This is a genomic window from Neobacillus rhizosphaerae (assembly GCF_937468385.1).
Taxonomy (GTDB): Bacteria; Bacillota; Bacilli; order Bacillales; family Cytobacillaceae; genus Neobacillus; species Neobacillus rhizosphaerae.
Genome location: NZ_CALBWS010000004.1, coordinates 41,629 through 59,185, shown reverse-complemented (window position 1 = coordinate 59,185; position 17,557 = coordinate 41,629). Strand labels below are relative to the sequence as shown.

The window sequence follows — 17,557 nt, the reverse complement described above, 5'->3', positions numbered from 1 at the left end:
TAAAACTTTAAAAATTTCCAATACAATAATAGTGTAAACCAGAATGTTATAATGGAAGAATTTACGGGAAATTGTTTGTGGATTAATTCACGTAAACTCATTGACATTGAAAGGTGCCTATTGTATGCTAACAAAGGGTGTAAATGATAGGGTTTTCATATTGATTTTCATATTGTGAACAGCTTTGTCATATTGCCCGAATACCTCGTTGTCCGTTGCCGATTCTCTTAAATGTGGGGGAGAAAAGGATGCAAAAAGACCGCAATTCATTTAAGGCGATGGCCCTAATGTTCGCAATTCTCTCACAATTGGTGGGAGCCACTCTTATCGGTATTTTTTCAGGAAGATGGCTGGATAGTTACTTAGGCACAGAACCAATTTTCTTAATAATCGGATTGTTCATCGGACTCGCGGCAGGTATATATTTCATATTTATATCGATCCGTCATTTCTTTACAGGAGATTAATCAACCATGCCGGAACTTCAATTAATGTTTGCAAGACAACGAAGATGGATGTTTTCTTTATTATCTATTTATGTACTCGGCTGGGGGTTCACGTCTTATCAATCTATTTTTTTAGGATTGGTGCTTGGGACGAGTTTGAGCCTTTTTAATTTGTGGTTAATGGTAAGAAAGATGGACAAGTTTGGGGATGCTGTATCACAAGGGAAAAAGGTACGATCACTCGGATCTTTTTCAAGGTTTGCGACGGCGGCATTGGCTGTAATGATTGCCATGAGGTATCCTGAGCATTTTAGTTTAATCACTATGGTTATAGGGTTAATGACATCCTATATTGTCATTATAATAGATTTTTTTTATTTCACAGCATTAAAAATACATAAAAAATGAGGAAGCGAGGTGAATATTGTTGGAACACGAAGCTCCGATAAGAACATTTCTTGGGCTCCAATTTAACATGGGAAATGTTTTGATGATAACCGTTGCAACTGTCATTGTCTTTTTAATTGCCGTTCTATCCACTCGAAAACTAGCCATGAAACCGACTGGGTTCCAGAACTTTATGGAATGGGTCATGGACTTTGTTAAGAATATTATTAACAGCACGATGGATTGGAAAGACGGTGGACGATTTCATGTTCTCGGAATAACGATCATTATGTATGTCTTTGTAGCCAATATGCTGGGATTACCATTTTCTGTCTCAGTTAACGGCGAACTTTGGTGGAAATCACCAACAGCTGATCCAGCTGTGACGTTAACGCTTGCCGTATTAGTGGTAGGGTTATCCCATTTCTATGGTGTAAAAATGAGAGGGGCAGCGGCATATGGGAAAGAATTTTTTAAGCCGTTTTGGTTTATGGTCCCAATCAAAATCATTGAAGAGTTTGCAAATACTCTGACTCTCGGTCTCCGTCTTTACGGAAACATCTACGCGGGTGAAATTTTGTTAGGTTTACTGGCAGGTGGTCTTGCAGCATCTGGTCCAGGCGGATGGATAGCCGCAATCATACCAACGCTGGCTTGGCAGGGCTTCTCAGTCTTTGTCGGTGCCATCCAGGCATTTATTTTTACCATGTTAACAATGGTTTACTTGTCTCACAAAGTGAGCAGTGACCATTAATATAACCGTTCATTCTATGGACAAAAAAATAAAATATTTTATACATTTTAAGGAGGAAAATTACAAATGGGTCTTTTAGCAGCAGCAATTGCAATCGGTTTAGCAGCACTAGGTGCCGGTATCGGTAACGGTCTTATCGTATCTAAAACAGTTGAAGGTATCGCTCGTCAACCAGAAGCTCGCGGTATGCTTCAAACAACAATGTTTATCGGGGTTGCGTTAGTAGAGGCGATTCCTATCATCGCGGTTGTTATCGCGTTCATGGTTCAAGGTAAATAATATTAACTAATAAACGTTCCAAAATGGCGAAGATCATTTCCGTGAGAACCTTCGCCATTCGTTTATGTCCATATTCATCAGGGCAATGTTGAAAAACACAAAAACGGATGGAACCTTCACTTAAATAAGTGAAATGACGAATGAAAATGATGGTTTTGTGGATAAGGGGCGGAGCGCCGCAAAAATGAATCAATATATCCAATCGTGGTGAAAAAATACATTTTCGCCTCGAATGACCTGAAGCTCTGCTCTGCTCACACCGCCTTTATTAAGTTAGATTGGTTCTTTGAATGAATTGTAGTTCCATTGTCGATGGTGGCGTGGAACCCTATATAGGTTTTCTATATAAAGGAATGACTCTTGAAGGGAGTGAACCCGAGGTGTTTACAAGCAGTCTAGTATTAGGTGCAGCAGCGCACACTGGTATCAATTACGGTGATATTGTTTTCCAACTACTAATGTTTATCGTTTTAATGGTATTACTGAAAAAATTCGCGTGGGGCCCGTTAATGGGTATAATGAAGCAGCGTGAAGAGCATGTCGCAAATGAAATCACAGCAGCGGAAAATAGCCGTAAAGAAGCAGCGAAATTAGTAGAAGAACAAAGAAATATGTTAAAAGAAGCTCGCACAGATGCACAAAACTTGATTGAATCTGCTAAAAAGCAAGGCGATCTTCAGCGTGAAGAAATCATTGCTACAGCTCGCGGCGAAGCTGAACGTCTAAAGGAATCAGCGAAACTTGAAATTGAGCAGCAAAAAGAAAAAGCAGTTGCCGCGATTCGCGAACAGGTTGCATCATTATCAGTCTTAATTGCTTCTAAAGTAATTGAGAAAGAATTGAGCGCACAAGATCAAGATAAACTCATTAATGAATATATTCAAGAGGCAGGAGAAGAGCGATGAGTAGCTCCATGGTAGCAAAGCGCTACGCGTTGGCTCTTTTCCGAATTGCCAAAGAACAACAGCTTCTTGGAGTAATAGAAGAAGAACTTCGTGTAGTGAAAGAAGTTGTCGGATACAATCCAGAATTTAAGGCCCTGTTAAAATCTTCCAAACTGTCATTGGACAAGAAAAAGGCGATTTTAACACAGGCTTTTGCAACAATTAATGTCTATGTACTCAATACATTGTTAATCTTGATTGACCGTCACCGCGAAGACCAAATCATCGACGTGGCCAATGAATTTATTCAGCTAGCCAATGATGAAATGGGCATTGCTGAGGCAGAGGTACACAGCACACGTGCATTGACAGATGCTGAGCGTGACGGATTATCGGCTGTATTTGCAGCAAAAGTCGGCAAGAAATCACTAAGAATTGAAAATATCGTAGATTCCAACCTTCTCGGCGGTCTGCGCCTTCGGATTGGAAATCGTATATATGATGGTAGCTTGCGTGGCAAGCTCGATCGTTTAGAACGTAAATTGTTAACCTAAGATTCGTAGATAGGGGTGAAACTCATGAGCATCAAAGCTGAAGAAATCAGTGCCCTGATAAAAAAGCAAATCGAAAACTATCAGGCAGAAATTCAAGTGACTGATGTCGGTACAGTTATCTCCGTAGGTGACGGTATCGCTCGTGTTCATGGCCTCGACAATGTCATGGCTGGAGAACTTGTTGAATTTTCGAACGGCGTTATGGGTATGGCACAAAACCTGGAAGAAAATAACGTCGGTATCATCATCCTTGGACCTTTCACCGAAATTCGTGAAGGTGACGAGGTTCGCCGTACAGGACGCATCATGGAGGTTCCAGTTGGTGAGGCGTTAATCGGCCGTGTTGTTAACTCATTAGGACAACCAATCGATGGAATGGGTCCAATCCATTCAACAAAAACTCGTCCTGTTGAAGCTGTTGCTTCTGGGGTTATGGCTCGTAAATCCGTTCATGAGCCATTGCAAACAGGGATTAAAGCGATTGACTCGCTCGTTCCAATCGGACGTGGTCAACGTGAGTTAATCATCGGTGACCGTCAAACAGGTAAAACATCTGTTGCCATCGATACAATTTTGAACCAAAAAGGTCAAAATATGATCTGTATCTATGTTGCCATTGGTCAAAAAGAATCAACGGTTCGTAATGCAGTTGAAACTCTTCGTAAGAATGGTGCATTGGAATATTCAATCGTTGTGTCAGCATCTGCTTCACAACCAGCACCGCTTCTTTTCTTAGCTCCATATGCGGGCGTTGCAATGGCTGAAGAGTTTATGTATGCAGGTAAACACGTATTAATCGTATACGATGATTTGTCTAAACAAGCGGCTGCTTACCGTGAGCTTTCCTTGTTGCTTCGTCGTCCTCCAGGTCGTGAAGCATATCCAGGGGATGTATTCTACTTACACTCCCGCTTACTTGAGCGTGCAGCTAAATTAAACGATACACTTGGTGCTGGTTCGATCACAGCCTTACCATTTATTGAAACACAAGCAGGTGACGTTTCTGCTTATATTCCAACAAACGTTATCTCCATCACAGATGGACAAATTTTCTTGCAATCAGACCTTTTCTTCTCCGGTGTTCGCCCAGCGATCAACGCAGGTCTTTCCGTTTCTCGTGTAGGAGGATCCGCGCAAATCAAAGCGATGAGGAAGGTAGCCGGTACACTCCGTCTTGATCTTGCTTCTTACCGTGAATTAGAAGCATTTGCTCAGTTCGGTTCTGACCTTGATAAAGCAACACAAGCCAAGCTTGCTCGTGGTGCCCGTACAGTTGAGGTTTTAAAGCAGGACCTAAACAAGCCGCTTGCGGTTGAAAAGCAAGTAGCAATTCTTTATGCCTTAACACGCGGTTTCCTTGATGATATTCCATTAGAGGATGTCCGTCGTTTTGAATCTGAATTCCATAACTGGTTAGACCACAACCGCAAAGAGTTGTTAGACCATATTACACAAACGAAGGACCTTCCTTCTGATGACGATATGGCTTCTGCAATCAACGACTTCAAAAAGACGTTTGCAGTTTCCGAATAATAGGGTCTGACATTTAGAACGGTGAAGGTGTTAGGCGCACGAGTTGGTGCCTGACACCGGAGCCAGACATTCTTTGAATGAGGGTGGTGAGAACCTATGGCTTCCTTACGCGATATAAAAAATAGTATTAATTCTACAAAAAAGATGAGTCAAATTACGAAAGCGATGGAAATGACTTCCGCTGCTAAATGGAACCGTGGCGTAATGAATGCAAAAGCATTCGTTCCTTACATGGAAAAAATCCAGGAAGTAACGGCGTCGATTGCAATTGGCGCAGGCGGTGTGAATCATCCGATGTTGCAGCATCGTCCCGTTAAGAAAACCGGTTATATTGTCATGACAAGCGACCGCGGACTTGCAGGTGCCTTTAACAGTAACGTGATTCGTAAAGTTCATCAAACAATCCAAAGCCGTCATCAATCGAATGATGAGTTCGCGATTATTGCCATTGGTAGAGTCGCACGTGACTTTTTTGTGAAGCGCGGCATGAATGTAATCCTCGAAATCGTCGGGGTGTCAGACCAGCCAAGCTTTGAAAGCATTAAAGATATTACCAGCTCAACAGTTGGTATGTTTGCGGATGGAACGTTCGATGAACTATATGTTTACTACAGTCATTATCAAAGTGCGATTTCACAGGAGGTTACGGAGAAGAAGCTGCTTCCACTTGCGGATTTATCGACTTCTCATAAGCTGATTTCCTATGAATTTGAGCCGTCAGCAGAAGAAATTTTAGAAGTTCTCCTGCCGCAATATGCGGAAAGCTTAATTTATGGTGCGCTTTTAGACAGTAAAGCCAGTGAGCATGCTGCCCGGATGACAGCCATGAGAAATGCGACTGATAATGCACAGGAAATGATTAAATCCTATTCGCTTAAATACAACCGTGCCCGTCAAGCAGCGATTACACAAGAAATCGCGGAAATTGTCGGCGGTGCGGCTGCATTAGAATAGAAAAACGAAAGCGCCTAGGCCGCTTGCACTAGACAATAATAATTCTAATTTGGTGCCTGACACCATTTACTTTGGTTTAAACGGAGTCGAAGGCTGTGCTGCCTTTGAGTCTGCTATATTTTTTGAAAAAAAGAAGAGCCCCGAGGCTTAGATAGGTTTGAAAGAGTATGTTAGGAGGGAAAACGATGAACAATGGACGCGTTCTTCAGATTATGGGTCCGGTAGTTGACGTGAAGTTTGACGGCGGCAATCTTCCTGAGATCTATAATGCGTTGAAGGTTGTAAGTAAAGCGCATAATGCATCAGAAGTTGATATCAACTTAACCCTTGAAGTAGCCCTTCATTTAGGTGATGATACAGTTCGTGCGATTGCGATGGCTTCTACTGATGGTTTAACACGCGGTTTAGAAGTGGTTGATACAGGTGCGCCAATTTCGGTACCGGTTGGTGATGTGACCCTTGGCCGTGTATTTAACGTTTTAGGTGAAGCGATTGACCTTGTGGAAGATGTTCCAGCGAGCGCTCGCCGTGATTCGATTCACCGTGAAGCACCAACGTTTGAAAATCTTTCTACAGAGGTAGAAATTCTTGAAACGGGTATTAAAGTAGTAGACTTGCTTGCTCCATACATTAAAGGTGGAAAAATCGGTCTATTCGGTGGTGCCGGTGTAGGTAAAACGGTTTTAATCCAGGAGTTAATTAATAACATCGCTCAAGAGCACGGTGGTATTTCGGTATTTGCCGGTGTAGGTGAGCGTACACGTGAAGGTAATGACCTTTTTCATGAAATGACGGATTCCGGCGTTATCAAGAAAACGGCGATGGTATTTGGACAGATGAATGAGCCGCCAGGTGCACGTATGCGTGTAGCCTTGACTGGTTTGACGATGGCTGAGTATTTCCGTGATGAGCAAGGACAGGACGTGTTGTTCTTCATGGATAACATTTTCCGCTTCACGCAAGCAGGTTCTGAGGTTTCCGCGTTACTTGGCCGTATGCCATCTGCCGTTGGTTACCAACCAACACTTGCTACAGAAATGGGCCGCTTGCAAGAGCGTATCACTTCTACTAATGTAGGTTCTGTTACTTCAATCCAAGCGATTTATGTACCAGCCGATGACTATACGGATCCGGCTCCGGCGACAACTTTCGCGCACTTGGATGCAACAACGAACCTTGAGCGTAAGCTTTCTGAGATGGGTATTTACCCAGCGGTGGATCCGCTTGCGTCGACTTCTCGTGCACTATCACCTTCCATTGTTGGTGAAGAGCATTATGAGGTAGCACGTAAAGTACAGCAAACCTTACAGCGTTATCGTGAATTACAGGATATTATCGCGATTCTTGGTATGGACGAACTTTCTGATGATGATAAGTTGGTCGTACACCGTGCGCGTCGTATTCAGTTCTTCTTATCGCAAAACTTCCACGTGGCTGAGCAGTTTACTGGCCAGCCAGGTTCATATGTACCTGTAAAAGAAACGGTTAAAGGGTTCAAAGATATCCTTGCTGGTAACTATGATCACCTTCCAGAAGATGCATTCCGTCTTGTTGGACGCATTGAAGATGTGATTGAGGCCGGAAAACGCATGGGTGTAGAAGCCTAAGTACGCCAGGAGGGTAAAAAATGAAGACGATTAAAGTCAGTGTTGTTACTCCCGATGGCCCGGTGTATGACTCAGATGTGGAGATGGTGAGTACGAAGGCTCAAAGTGGTGAGCTCGGAGTTTTACCTGGACACATTCCGATGGTTGCGCCGCTTCAAATTGGTGCCGTTCGTCTGAAGAAAGAGGGTAAGATGGAGTTTATCGCAGTCAGCGGAGGATTTTTAGAGGTCCGTCCTGATCAGGTGACGATTCTTGCGCAATCTGCAGAAACAGCATCTCACATAGATGTAGAACGTGCTCTAAGAGCGAAGGAACGTGCCGAGCAACGGATGCGCGAACAGAAGGCCGAGCATATCGACTTCAGACGTGCTGAGCTTGCGTTACAGCGTGCCATCAATCGCCTCGCCGTATCGGAAAAAAGATTTTAATTTTTTGAAATAATAGGGAAACCCCTTTGTACAGCATGTTGCTGTGCGGAGGGGTTTTTTTGGTTGTAACGGGGGCAAGTGGGGTTTTTACTGAGATGTTTTTGCTACCTAGGCCATTCAGGCGACTGGCTTTTTCGAAGGTGAACAAATAATAAGGAAGGGAAAGAGGAACTAGATTATGTGAAACTCGAATGAAATTGAAAGAATAGAATAAGAATGGTAGGGGAAGAGGAAAAAAGAATGGTAGGTGAATTTTTTAAAAAGGAAAGTTGTCAAATAAAAAAATGTAATTAAATATAAAAAATTTATAACAAAACTCACTGACATTGTGTGTGGATTGTTGTTAAATAGGGGTTGTTGTCGAATGGTTATGGGGTTGACAACGGTTCTTGTAAGCCTTTAAATAAGGAATTTTGGAGAAATTTGAATTCCATTTTTAAGTAGATGGCTTGTCGACACGAGTTTGTAACAATGCTATAATGAATTCGGTTACAATATTGATTAGTTTAAAAATTTTCAACATTGGAGGGGATGGACATGGAACTTTTAAATGTATATCAGAATAATTATCTGATAGTTTTTGTGTTCCTATGTCTTGGGGTACTGCTGCCGGTGGTGGCGTTATATTTGGGTAAGCTTTTGCGTCCGCATGTTCCGAGTGATGCGAAGTATACCACATATGAGAGCGGTATTGAGCCATTTCACGATTCCCGTGTACAGTTCAATGTCCGCTATTATATTTTTGCCCTAATGTTTGTTATTTTTGATGTGGAAACGGTGTTTTTATATCCATGGGCTGTGGCTTATGACAAGCTGGGGATTTTTGCATTGGTGGAGATGCTGATTTTTGTCATCATGCTATTAATCGGACTAGTGTATGCTTGGAAAAAGAAGGTGCTACGATGGATTTAAAACTAGACGCTATTTCACCTAAGGAAATGGAAGAGTTACAGAGAAATGTATTTATGACTACGCTGGAGCAAATTAAGGCTTGGGCTCGAAGCAGTTCGATCTACCCAATGACATTTGGTCTGGCTTGTTGTGCGATTGAAATGATGGGTGTGGGTGGTGCGAATTATGACTTGGACCGTTTTGGGTCATTTTTCCGGACGTCACCACGGCAATCGGATTGTATGATTGTTTCTGGAACGGTGACGAAGAAGATGGCACCGATTTTACGACGTTTATATGATCAAATGCCTGAGCCAAAATGGGTAATCGCAATGGGTTCTTGTGCGACAGCAGGTGGGCCGTATGTTAAGTCATATGCAGTAGTTAAAGGAGTCGATCAAATCGTTCCTGTTGATGTATACATACCAGGATGCCCTCCAAACCCGGCCGCTTTAATTTATGGAATCAATAAGTTAAAGGAAAAGATTCGCTATGAAGCGAAGACTGGGAAGAAGGTGATCTAACCGATGAGTGGGGAAAAAGACCTTGAGCAGTTAAAGAAAGAGGCTGTTGCAAAAGCAAAAGCGGCAGCAGCAGCGAAACGGCAGGCTAAGGCAGCGGGCACGTCGGCTCCCAAGCAAGCTGAAAACCCGGTTGAGCCAGTAAAGGCAGCGACACCGCCAGCCGTAGAAGCAGATTCGGCAAGTGACGCCGATGATTTGGCAAAGAAAAAAGCAGCGGCAGTAGCAAAGGCGAAAGCAGCGGCAGCAGCAAAACGAAAAGCAATGGGTGAGGCGCCAGCGGAAGAAACCGTAGCCGAACCAGCCCCAGCAGCCGATGCCGGTGATGATCTTGCGAAGAAAAAAGCAGCGGCGGTAGCAAAGGCGAAAGCAGCGGCAGCGGCGAAACGAAAAGCAATGGGTGAGGCGCCAGCGGAAGAAACCGCAGCCGAACCGGCCTCAGCAACGGATGCCGATGATGATCTTGCAAAGAAAAAAGCAGCGGCGGTAGCAAAGGCGAAAGCAGCAGCAGCGGCGAAACGAAAAGCAATGGGTGAGGCACCAGCGGAAGAAACCGCAGCCGAACCGGCCTCAGCAACGGATGCCGATGATGATCTTGCAAAGAAAAAAGCGGCGGCAGTAGCGAAAGCAAAAGCAGCGGCAGCAGCGAAAGCGAAGGCGAAAGCAGCCGGAGTAGGAACAGACGCAGCCTCAGACGGCGACGATGAAAAGGCGAAAGCCATTGCGGCAGCAAAAGCCAAGGCAAAGGCCGCGGCAGCAGCAAAAGCAAAAGCAGCAGCTGGAGGAAAAGCTGGCGACACGTCGATACCGGAGACCGAAACAAAACCATCTGCAAACCAGCCTTTCTTAGATAAGTACAGAAAGGTTATTGAGGAAAACTTAGGTGCTGATGTTCTAGAAGATTCTTATATTAATAAGCTTTCTAAAGATGTTCCAACACTTGTGGCGAAACGTGGTACATATTTTAAAGTAGCCCAATTTTTAAAATATAATGAGCTCTTAGGGTTTGATTATTTATCTGAACTTCATGGATCAGACTTTGAAACACATATGGAAGTTTATGTTCACTTGTACTCATACAAAAATCATCAGTCTGTCGCCTTAAAAGTGAAGATTGATCGTGATGATCCAACAATCGAGTCGTTGCACCCGCTTTGGGCCGGCGCGGAATGGCCTGAATGCGAAGCTTATGATTTATTAGGTATTAAGTTTACAGGACATCCGGACTTACGTCGAATTATGCTCGGCGAAGATTGGGTTGGCCATCCACTGCGAAAAGATTATGAGCCGTACGATGTGGAGGTGTAGAGAGTGATCAGAACAGAAGAAATGATACTAAACGTCGGTCCTCAGCATCCAAGTACACACGGAGTTTTCCGGCTTGTGGTAAAAATTGATGGGGAAGTCATAACCGAAGCAAAGCCTGTCATTGGATATTTACACCGCGGCACGGAAAAATTGGCTGAGGACCTCCAATATACGCAGATTATCCCGTACACAGACCGGATGGATTATCTGTCATCGATGACGAATAATTATGTGATCTGTCATGCTGTTGAAACGATGATGGGGATTGAAGTTCCTGAACGTGCAGATTTCCTGCGCGTCATTGCTATGGAATTGAACCGGGTTGCCAGTCACCTTGTAGCGTGGGGCACCTACATCCTTGACCTTGGGGCGACAAGTCCATTCATCTATGCGTTCCGTGACCGTGAAATGATTATTAACATGCTTAACGAATTGTCGGGTGCGCGCTTGACCTTTAACTATATGCGCGTTGGCGGTGTGAAGTGGGATGCTCCTGAAGGTTGGATTGAAAAAGTAAGAGATTTTGTCCCATATATGCGTGAGCAACTACAAGGCTATCACAACCTTGTTTCTGGAAATGAAATCTTCCTAGACCGGGTAAAGGGCATTGGCACGTATACGAGAGAGGATGCCATTAATTACTCACTCAGCGGACCCAATCTTCGCTGCACTGGCGTGAAATGGGATCTTCGTAAAAACGAGCCGTATTCCATTTACAACCGTTTTGACTTTGATGTTCCGGTCGCGGAGAGTGGCGATGCTTTTGCGCGTTATCATCTGCGTCTTTCTGAGATTGAAGAATCATTGAAAATCCTTGAACAAGCAGTTGAGCAATTCCCTGCCGAAGGCCAAATTCTTGCCAAAGTGCCGAAGATTATCAAGGCACCTAAAGGTGAAGCCTATGTCAGAATTGAATCACCACGTGGAGAAATTGGCTGCTATATTGCTAGCGATGGTAAAAAAGAGCCGTATCGCTTAAAGTTTAGAAGACCATCCTTCTATAATCTGCAAATTCTCCCAAAACTATTAAAAGGCGAAAATATCGCAAACATGATTGCTATTTTAGGGGCAATTGATATTGTCCTTGGGGAGGTTGACGGCTAATGATAGAAGAATTGCTCCAGTCAAGTCCGGGTTGGGCTAACTTTGGAATTTTCTTTTTACTCGGTGCTGTCTTGCTTTTAATCGTATTAGGCTTCGTTACTTACGGAATTTTAGCAGAACGGAAAGTCATGGGTTACATGCAGCTGCGTCATGGTCCAAACCAGGTAGGTGGCAAATGGGGACTCTTGCAAACGGTCGCTGACGTCCTCAAGCTTTTACTAAAAGAGGACATTATTCCGAAAGCAGCCGATCGGCCATTATTTATCATCGCACCAGTAATTGCCTTCGCGCCATCCTTTATGGTATTAGCAACGATGCCCTTCACTGACAAATTTCAGTTTGCTGATATCGGTGTCGGATTACTTTATTATATTGCCGTTTCCGGATTAACAACCTTTGGCATGCTGCTTGGCGGCTGGGCATCGAATAACAAGTACGCCCTCTTAGGAGGTATGCGTGCAGCAGCCCAAATGATTTCATATGAAATCCCGCTTGTCATGTCCGTCCTAGGCGTTATTCTTTTAACAGGAAGCTTAAATTTAAATGAAATCGTTGCAAAACAGGAGCACGGCTGGTTTATTCTTTTACAGCCAATCGGTTTTATCGTCTTTTTCATTGCATCGATTGCCGAATTAAACCGGACACCATTTGATTTGCCAGAGTCGGAAAACGAACTAGTAGCTGGATACCACGTTGAATATTCAGGCTTCCGCTGGGCCTTCTTTATGCTCGCAGAATATGTGTATTTATTCGCAATGTCCGCACTCATTACCGTCGTCTTCCTTGGTGGATGGCTGCCGCCACTCGCCATCCTTGGATTTATCCCGGGGGCCGTCTGGTTTGCGCTTAAATTCAGTGTCGTCGTCTTCGTCTACATTTGGCTGCGCAGTACGTTCCCACGTTTCCGCGCCGACCGACTAATGGAGTTTGGATGGAAAGTACTCCTGCCAGTAGCACTAGCAAACATATTCTTAACCGCCTTAATCAAATCATTATTTTTCTAAGGTGCGGCGCCTGACACTAAATTACATTATTTGGAAAATGGTACCTGACACCAAAAACCATCTTTAAAACGTAAAAGGGGTGAAAAACGTGCTTGGATTAGCAAAAGGCTTGAAATATACCCTAAAAAACTTAACGCGCGAAAAGGTTACTTATGATTATCCGAACAAGCCGCTGCCGTTGCCAGACAGATTCCGCGGTATTCAAAAATTTTATCCGGAGAAGTGTATTGTTTGTAACCAGTGTGCGCAGATTTGCCCGACAGATTGTATCAATCTGACTGGTAAGAAGCATCCGGATCCAGCGAAAAAAGGGAAAATCATCGACACATATGACATTAACTTCGAGATTTGCATCCTTTGTGACCTATGTACGGAGGTTTGCCCAACGGAAGCCATCATCATGACCAATAACTTCGAGCTCGCTGAATACAGCCGTGACATGTTATTTAAAAACTTAGAGTGGTTGGATGAAAACGACGAAAACATACGGCAGGTGAATAAAGCATGACATTTTCAGGCGAATTCCTCGCTTTTATGGGACTCGCACTTGTTGCGATCATCGGCGGCGTGCTTCTGTTGAACCTTACAAAGGTTGTTCATATGGTCGTTGCCCTCATCTTCACATTTGTAGCGATAGCCGGCATTTACGTTCTGCTTTCCGCAGAATTTATCGCCGCCGTGCAAATTTTAATTTATTCAGGCGCGATTACGATTATCATGCTGTTCGGAATTATGTTAACGAAGCATGATGACGAAAGTGAACCAAAAACAGGAAAATGGCGAAAGATTCTCGTATTTTTAGGGATTGTTGGCTTTGCCTTTGCCGTTTATATTGGTATCTACAATTTCAATATCGAACAAGTTCCAACCACCTTGCACGAAAACAACACGATGCAAATTGGTAAAGAACTTTACTCAAAATATATCATTCCGTTTGAGTTGACTTCTGTTTTACTATTAGTAGCCCTAGTCGGATCGATTATTTTGGCAAAAAACGAGAAGAAGGAGGCAGATAGCGAATGAGCTCAGTTCCCGCTTCAGCCTTCCTGGCACTTGCACTTATTCTATTTTGCATCGGTTTATACGGTGCGCTGACTAAGAGAAACACCGTCATCGTCTTGATTTCAATCGAATTAATGCTGAACGCCGTGAATATTAATCTCGTAACCTTCAGCAAATACGGGATGACACCGTCAATTACAGGACAAATCTTTGCCCTGTTCGCCATCTGTGTGGCAGCAGCAGAAGCATCAGTCGGTCTAGCGATCCTTATCGCCCTGTACCGCACAAAGAAAACCGTCAACATCGACGAAATGAACACAATGAAAAACTAAAACGTTTAAGGTGTCAGGCACCACAAAAAGACACTTACGGCAATTTGTCCACCGTGGACGGACACTATCGATGTGAAAGCGTCCACTACACACGGACAAATGTCCACGAAGGGTGTCAGGCACCATAAATTAGACATTCGACAAAATTCGGGTGGTGACAGGTACCGCCCGAAAAGGGGATAGTGATAATGATGGAAAATGCATGGCTCATACCGCTTTTCCCGCTATTATCGTTTTTGATCCTTCTTCTATTCGGTAAGCGACTGAAGAAGGCGAGTGCCTATGTGGGGATTATCTTCACGCTGGCATCGCTTATCTTCTCGATTCTAGTGTTATTCGAGCGCTTTTCAGAGCCAACCTACATGACGAAATTTGAATGGCTCACAATAGGAGATCTGCATCTAACAGCGGGCTTTGAAGTGAATCAATTAAATGCATTAATGCTGTTTATCGTATCGCTCGTAAGTTTCTTAGTCCATACCTACTCCAAGGGGTACATGAACGGGGACGAACGGTTTCCAGTATTTTATGCCTATTTAGGATTATTTACGTTTGCAATGCTCGGGCTCGTCCTATCACCGAACCTGCTGCAAACTTATATTTTCTGGGAGCTTGTTGGTGTCGGTTCCTTCTTATTAATCGGTTTCTATTTTAACAAAGAAGAAGCGAAGGCTGCTGCCAAAAAGGCGTTCATCATGACCCGTATTGGGGACGTTGGACTCTTCATCGGCATGATCCTGCTCTTCTGGGAAACCAAAAGCTTTGAATATAGCGAAATTTTCAAGGCAGTCGACTCAGGTGCGGTGTCAGGCACCATGATTACCTTGACAGCGATCCTGATTTTTATCGGGGCAGTTGGAAAATCAGGTCAGTTCCCGCTCCATACGTGGCTTCCGGATGCGATGGAAGGTCCGACGCCTGTTTCGGCCTTAATCCACGCCGCAACAATGGTTGCCGCTGGGGTTTATTTAGTCGCTGCATTATTCCCGCTGTTCTTAGCTAGCAAAACCGCACTGTTAACGATTGCCGTCATCGGCGCGTTTACCGCGATATTTGCCGCCAGCATTGGTCTTGTGCAAACCGATATCAAAAGAGTTCTCGCTTACTCAACGGTCAGCCAGCTCGGCTACATGATGTTGGCGCTTGGCTCTGGTGGTTACGTCGCAGGTGTATTCCACCTTATGACACACGCGTTCTTCAAAGCGCTTCTATTCTTGGCAGCAGGCTCAGTCATTCACGCGGTCCATACGCAGAACATTGAGGAAATGGGCGGACTTTGGAAAAAATTAAAACTGACCGGACCATTATTCTTAATCGGAACACTCGCCATTAGCGGGGTGCCGTTATTATCCGGTTTCTTCAGTAAAGATGAAATTTTAATTGCGGCATGGGAAGGCGGACATCCAATCCTCTTCTTATTAGCACTTATTGCGGCATTCATGACCGCATTCTACATGTTCCGTCTGTTCTTCATGGTGTTCACCGGTGAAGCACGCAGCGAAATGAAACATGTTCATGAATCACCAAACAACATGACCTTCCCGATGATTCTCCTCGGCGTGCTTGCGATTGTAGCTGGTTACGTGAACACACCATGGTTCGGCTCGTTCTTTGGGGACTGGCTCGTTGACGGTAACCCCGCCCTCGGGCATGGCCATATTGAAGGTCCAATTTGGATTATGATTGCTGCAACCGTTGTTTCCTTACTCGGAATCTATGTTGCTTACTTGATGTACTTCAAACGCTCGCTTTCCCGCAATTGGCTAAGTGGCACAGGGGATACATTGCATACGATTTTACTGAACAAATATTACGTCGACGAATTTTATCAACTGACAGTCATCGCCTTCACGAAAGGCTTCAGCTACTTCTTACGGTTCATTGATGTCTTCGTTGTCGAAGGACTTGTCAAGGGCGTTGTCGGGATTGTCCAAGGGCTTGGAAAAACAGGCTCGAAAATGCAAACCGGACAGGTGCAAACGTACGGGGCAGTCGCCTTTATCGGACTGGCGCTACTCGCTGTCATCTTTGCCTTAACAGGGGGGTACTTACGATGAATTTACATTCGATTCTTTCAATCCTAGTATTCTCCCCTTTACTAGGAATCGTCGTTTTGGCCTTTTTGCCGAAACAATCGGAAAAACTAATTAAATGGGTCGGCTTTTTAGCGACCATTCCAGCACTCTTAATTGCGCTTGCTGCTTACTTGCACTTTCAGTGGGGCAAAGATTTAGCCGATTTTGCTGTATCGAAGTCGTGGATTCAATTTCGCGGCATGGGCGGCGCCCCTGAGCCATTTTTCTCGGTGAATTATGAGCTCGGGCTAAGCGGTTTTCAGCTTTTGCTTGTCGTCCTTACAGCCGTCGTTGCCACACTCTCTGCCATTGCAGCGGTAAAGTTTGTGAAAAAGGAATGGAAAGGCTACTTCATGCTGTTCCTTCTATTAGAAATCGGCATGCTCGGAGTTTTTACCGCGGAAAACTTAATCTTGTTCTTCATCTTCTTCGAAGTGACACTGATTCCAACCTTCTTCTTAATCGGAAAATGGGGTTATTTTGAAAAAGAAAAAGCAGCATACAGTTTCTTAATTTATAACGGTTTAGGGTCAGCTGTCCTTTTAATCGTCATTATGATTCTGTTTGCGAAAACAGGAACAACCAATATTGAAATGTTGACCAAAATTATCGCAGACCCAAGTGCACCGCTTTCCGGTGACTTGAAGCTTGGCTTATTAATCGCCCTTTTGGTGGCCTTTGGAGTAAAATTACCAATTTTCCCATTGCACAGCTGGATGCTGAAGGTGCACGTTCAGGCACCGCCAGCGGTTGTCATGATTCACTCTGGGATTCTACTAAAAATAGGTGCGTACGGATTAATTCGTTTTGGATTGGGCATTTTTCCCGAGCAGTTTAAGACTCTTGCGACATTGCTTGCGGTACTTGGAGTCATCAATCTACTCTACGGGGCGTTTCTAGCGTTCATTCAAACAGACTTTAAAATGGTTTTAGCGTATTCGTCGATTTCACATATGGGAATCGTGTTAATCGGACTTGCGGCTATGAACGAGGCTGGGGTTCAAGGAGCGATTTTCCAAGTGATTTCACATGGATTGATTTCCGCATTATTATTCTTCCTAGTGGGAGTATTGTACGAGCGGACCGATACATCGCTCATCGAAAATCTGGGCGGAATGGCGAAGGGCATGCCGATTGCCGCAGGCTTCTTACTGGCCGGCGCAATGGCCTCGCTCGGATTACCGGGTATGTCCGGATTCGTCAGCGAATTTATGGCGTTCCTCGGATTGTTCAAAGAATTACCGTGGATTGCCGCTGTTGGTACCATCGGCATTATCATGACGGCCGCTTACTTGTTGCGCGCTGTCCTTGGGATGACCTACGGCAAGGCACACCGTGAATTTACTGGCGTCCTTGACCTGAAGGGCGTCGAATTCGTACCAGTTGTTGTTCTTTTTGTATTAATCGTATTAATCGGCGTTTACCCAAGTGTTTTAAGCGCACCGCTTCAAACGACACTGGAAACAATCATGCTTGGGTTAGGAGGGTGATGAA

20 protein-coding genes are annotated in these 17,557 nt (G+C 44.3%); all 20 read left to right on the top strand.

What is annotated here, in order from left to right; translation table 11 throughout:
* The first annotated feature begins 248 nt into the window (after positions 1 to 248).
* The 20 genes from M5A78_RS05440 (at position 249) to M5A78_RS05345 (ending at position 17,553) form a co-directional block, all read left to right on the top strand.
* Complete coding sequence (locus M5A78_RS05440; protein WP_248734271.1) at positions 249 to 467, top strand: AtpZ/AtpI family protein; 219 nt, start codon at positions 249 to 251, stop codon at positions 465 to 467.
* 6 nt (positions 468 to 473) lie between these two features.
* A complete protein-coding gene (locus M5A78_RS05435) occupies positions 474 to 854 on the top strand; it encodes an ATP synthase subunit I (protein ID WP_248734270.1) in 381 nt (126 codons plus the stop codon).
* 19 nt (positions 855 to 873) lie between these two features.
* Positions 874 to 1,587: a F0F1 ATP synthase subunit A gene (atpB, locus tag M5A78_RS05430; RefSeq protein ID WP_248734269.1), complete on the top strand. Its 714-nt coding sequence runs from the start codon at positions 874 to 876 to the stop codon at positions 1,585 to 1,587.
* Positions 1,588 to 1,653: 66 nt separating this feature from the next.
* On the top strand, positions 1,654 to 1,866 hold the full coding sequence (gene atpE, locus M5A78_RS05425; RefSeq protein ID WP_024027595.1) for a F0F1 ATP synthase subunit C: 213 nt from the start codon (positions 1,654 to 1,656) through the stop codon (positions 1,864 to 1,866).
* Positions 1,867 to 2,246: 380 nt separating this feature from the next.
* Positions 2,247 to 2,771, top strand: a complete 525-nt coding sequence (locus tag M5A78_RS05420; protein WP_248734268.1) for a F0F1 ATP synthase subunit B — start codon at positions 2,247 to 2,249, stop codon at positions 2,769 to 2,771.
* Entirely contained in the window at positions 2,768 to 3,304 is a 537-nt protein-coding gene (locus tag M5A78_RS05415) for a F0F1 ATP synthase subunit delta (protein WP_248734267.1), read from the top strand. The genes M5A78_RS05420 and M5A78_RS05415 overlap by 4 nt, the downstream gene beginning before the upstream one ends.
* 24 nt (positions 3,305 to 3,328) lie before the next feature.
* On the top strand, positions 3,329 to 4,837 hold the full coding sequence (gene atpA / locus M5A78_RS05410; RefSeq protein ID WP_248734266.1) for a F0F1 ATP synthase subunit alpha: 1,509 nt from the start codon (positions 3,329 to 3,331) through the stop codon (positions 4,835 to 4,837).
* Between the two features lie 96 nt (positions 4,838 to 4,933).
* A complete protein-coding gene (gene atpG, locus M5A78_RS05405; protein WP_248734265.1) occupies positions 4,934 to 5,791 on the top strand; it encodes an ATP synthase F1 subunit gamma in 858 nt (285 codons plus the stop codon).
* Between the two features lie 185 nt (positions 5,792 to 5,976).
* Positions 5,977 to 7,398 carry a F0F1 ATP synthase subunit beta gene (gene atpD / locus M5A78_RS05400; RefSeq protein ID WP_248734264.1) on the top strand — a complete coding sequence of 474 codons (1,422 nt, stop codon included), beginning with the start codon at positions 5,977 to 5,979 and terminating at the stop codon, positions 7,396 to 7,398.
* 20 nt (positions 7,399 to 7,418) lie between these two features.
* A complete protein-coding gene (locus M5A78_RS05395; protein WP_248734263.1) occupies positions 7,419 to 7,826 on the top strand; it encodes a F0F1 ATP synthase subunit epsilon in 408 nt (135 codons plus the stop codon).
* Between the two features lie 537 nt (positions 7,827 to 8,363).
* Entirely contained in the window at positions 8,364 to 8,738 is a 375-nt protein-coding gene (locus tag M5A78_RS05390) for an NADH-quinone oxidoreductase subunit A (protein WP_248734262.1), read from the top strand.
* A complete protein-coding gene (locus M5A78_RS05385; RefSeq protein WP_248734261.1) occupies positions 8,729 to 9,241 on the top strand; it encodes a NuoB/complex I 20 kDa subunit family protein in 513 nt (170 codons plus the stop codon). Before M5A78_RS05390 ends, M5A78_RS05385 begins: the two co-directional genes overlap by 10 nt.
* A gap of 3 nt (positions 9,242 to 9,244) precedes the next feature.
* Positions 9,245 to 10,546, top strand: a complete 1,302-nt coding sequence (locus tag M5A78_RS05380) for an NADH-quinone oxidoreductase subunit C (RefSeq protein ID WP_248734260.1) — start codon at positions 9,245 to 9,247, stop codon at positions 10,544 to 10,546.
* A gap of 3 nt (positions 10,547 to 10,549) precedes the next feature.
* The gene (locus M5A78_RS05375; RefSeq protein WP_248734259.1) at positions 10,550 to 11,650 is read left to right on the top strand and encodes an NADH-quinone oxidoreductase subunit D; all 1,101 of its coding nucleotides are present in this window, start codon (positions 10,550 to 10,552) and stop codon (positions 11,648 to 11,650) included.
* Positions 11,650 to 12,654: an NADH-quinone oxidoreductase subunit NuoH gene (gene nuoH, locus M5A78_RS05370; RefSeq protein ID WP_248734258.1), complete on the top strand. Its 1,005-nt coding sequence runs from the start codon at positions 11,650 to 11,652 to the stop codon at positions 12,652 to 12,654. The genes M5A78_RS05375 and nuoH overlap by 1 nt, the downstream gene beginning before the upstream one ends.
* An 88-nt stretch (positions 12,655 to 12,742) precedes the next feature.
* Positions 12,743 to 13,162, top strand: a complete 420-nt coding sequence (nuoI, locus tag M5A78_RS05365) for an NADH-quinone oxidoreductase subunit NuoI (protein ID WP_248734257.1) — start codon at positions 12,743 to 12,745, stop codon at positions 13,160 to 13,162.
* Complete coding sequence (locus M5A78_RS05360; RefSeq protein WP_248734256.1) at positions 13,159 to 13,677, top strand: NADH-quinone oxidoreductase subunit J; 519 nt, start codon at positions 13,159 to 13,161, stop codon at positions 13,675 to 13,677. Before nuoI ends, M5A78_RS05360 begins: the two co-directional genes overlap by 4 nt.
* A complete protein-coding gene (gene nuoK / locus M5A78_RS05355; protein ID WP_248734255.1) occupies positions 13,674 to 13,988 on the top strand; it encodes an NADH-quinone oxidoreductase subunit NuoK in 315 nt (104 codons plus the stop codon). The genes M5A78_RS05360 and nuoK overlap by 4 nt, the downstream gene beginning before the upstream one ends.
* Before the next feature lie 188 nt (positions 13,989 to 14,176).
* The gene (gene nuoL / locus M5A78_RS05350) at positions 14,177 to 16,045 is read left to right on the top strand and encodes an NADH-quinone oxidoreductase subunit L (RefSeq protein ID WP_248734254.1); all 1,869 of its coding nucleotides are present in this window, start codon (positions 14,177 to 14,179) and stop codon (positions 16,043 to 16,045) included.
* Positions 16,042 to 17,553: an NADH-quinone oxidoreductase subunit M gene (locus M5A78_RS05345; protein ID WP_248734253.1), complete on the top strand. Its 1,512-nt coding sequence runs from the start codon at positions 16,042 to 16,044 to the stop codon at positions 17,551 to 17,553. The genes nuoL and M5A78_RS05345 overlap by 4 nt, the downstream gene beginning before the upstream one ends.
* Positions 17,554 to 17,557 lie beyond the last annotated feature (4 nt).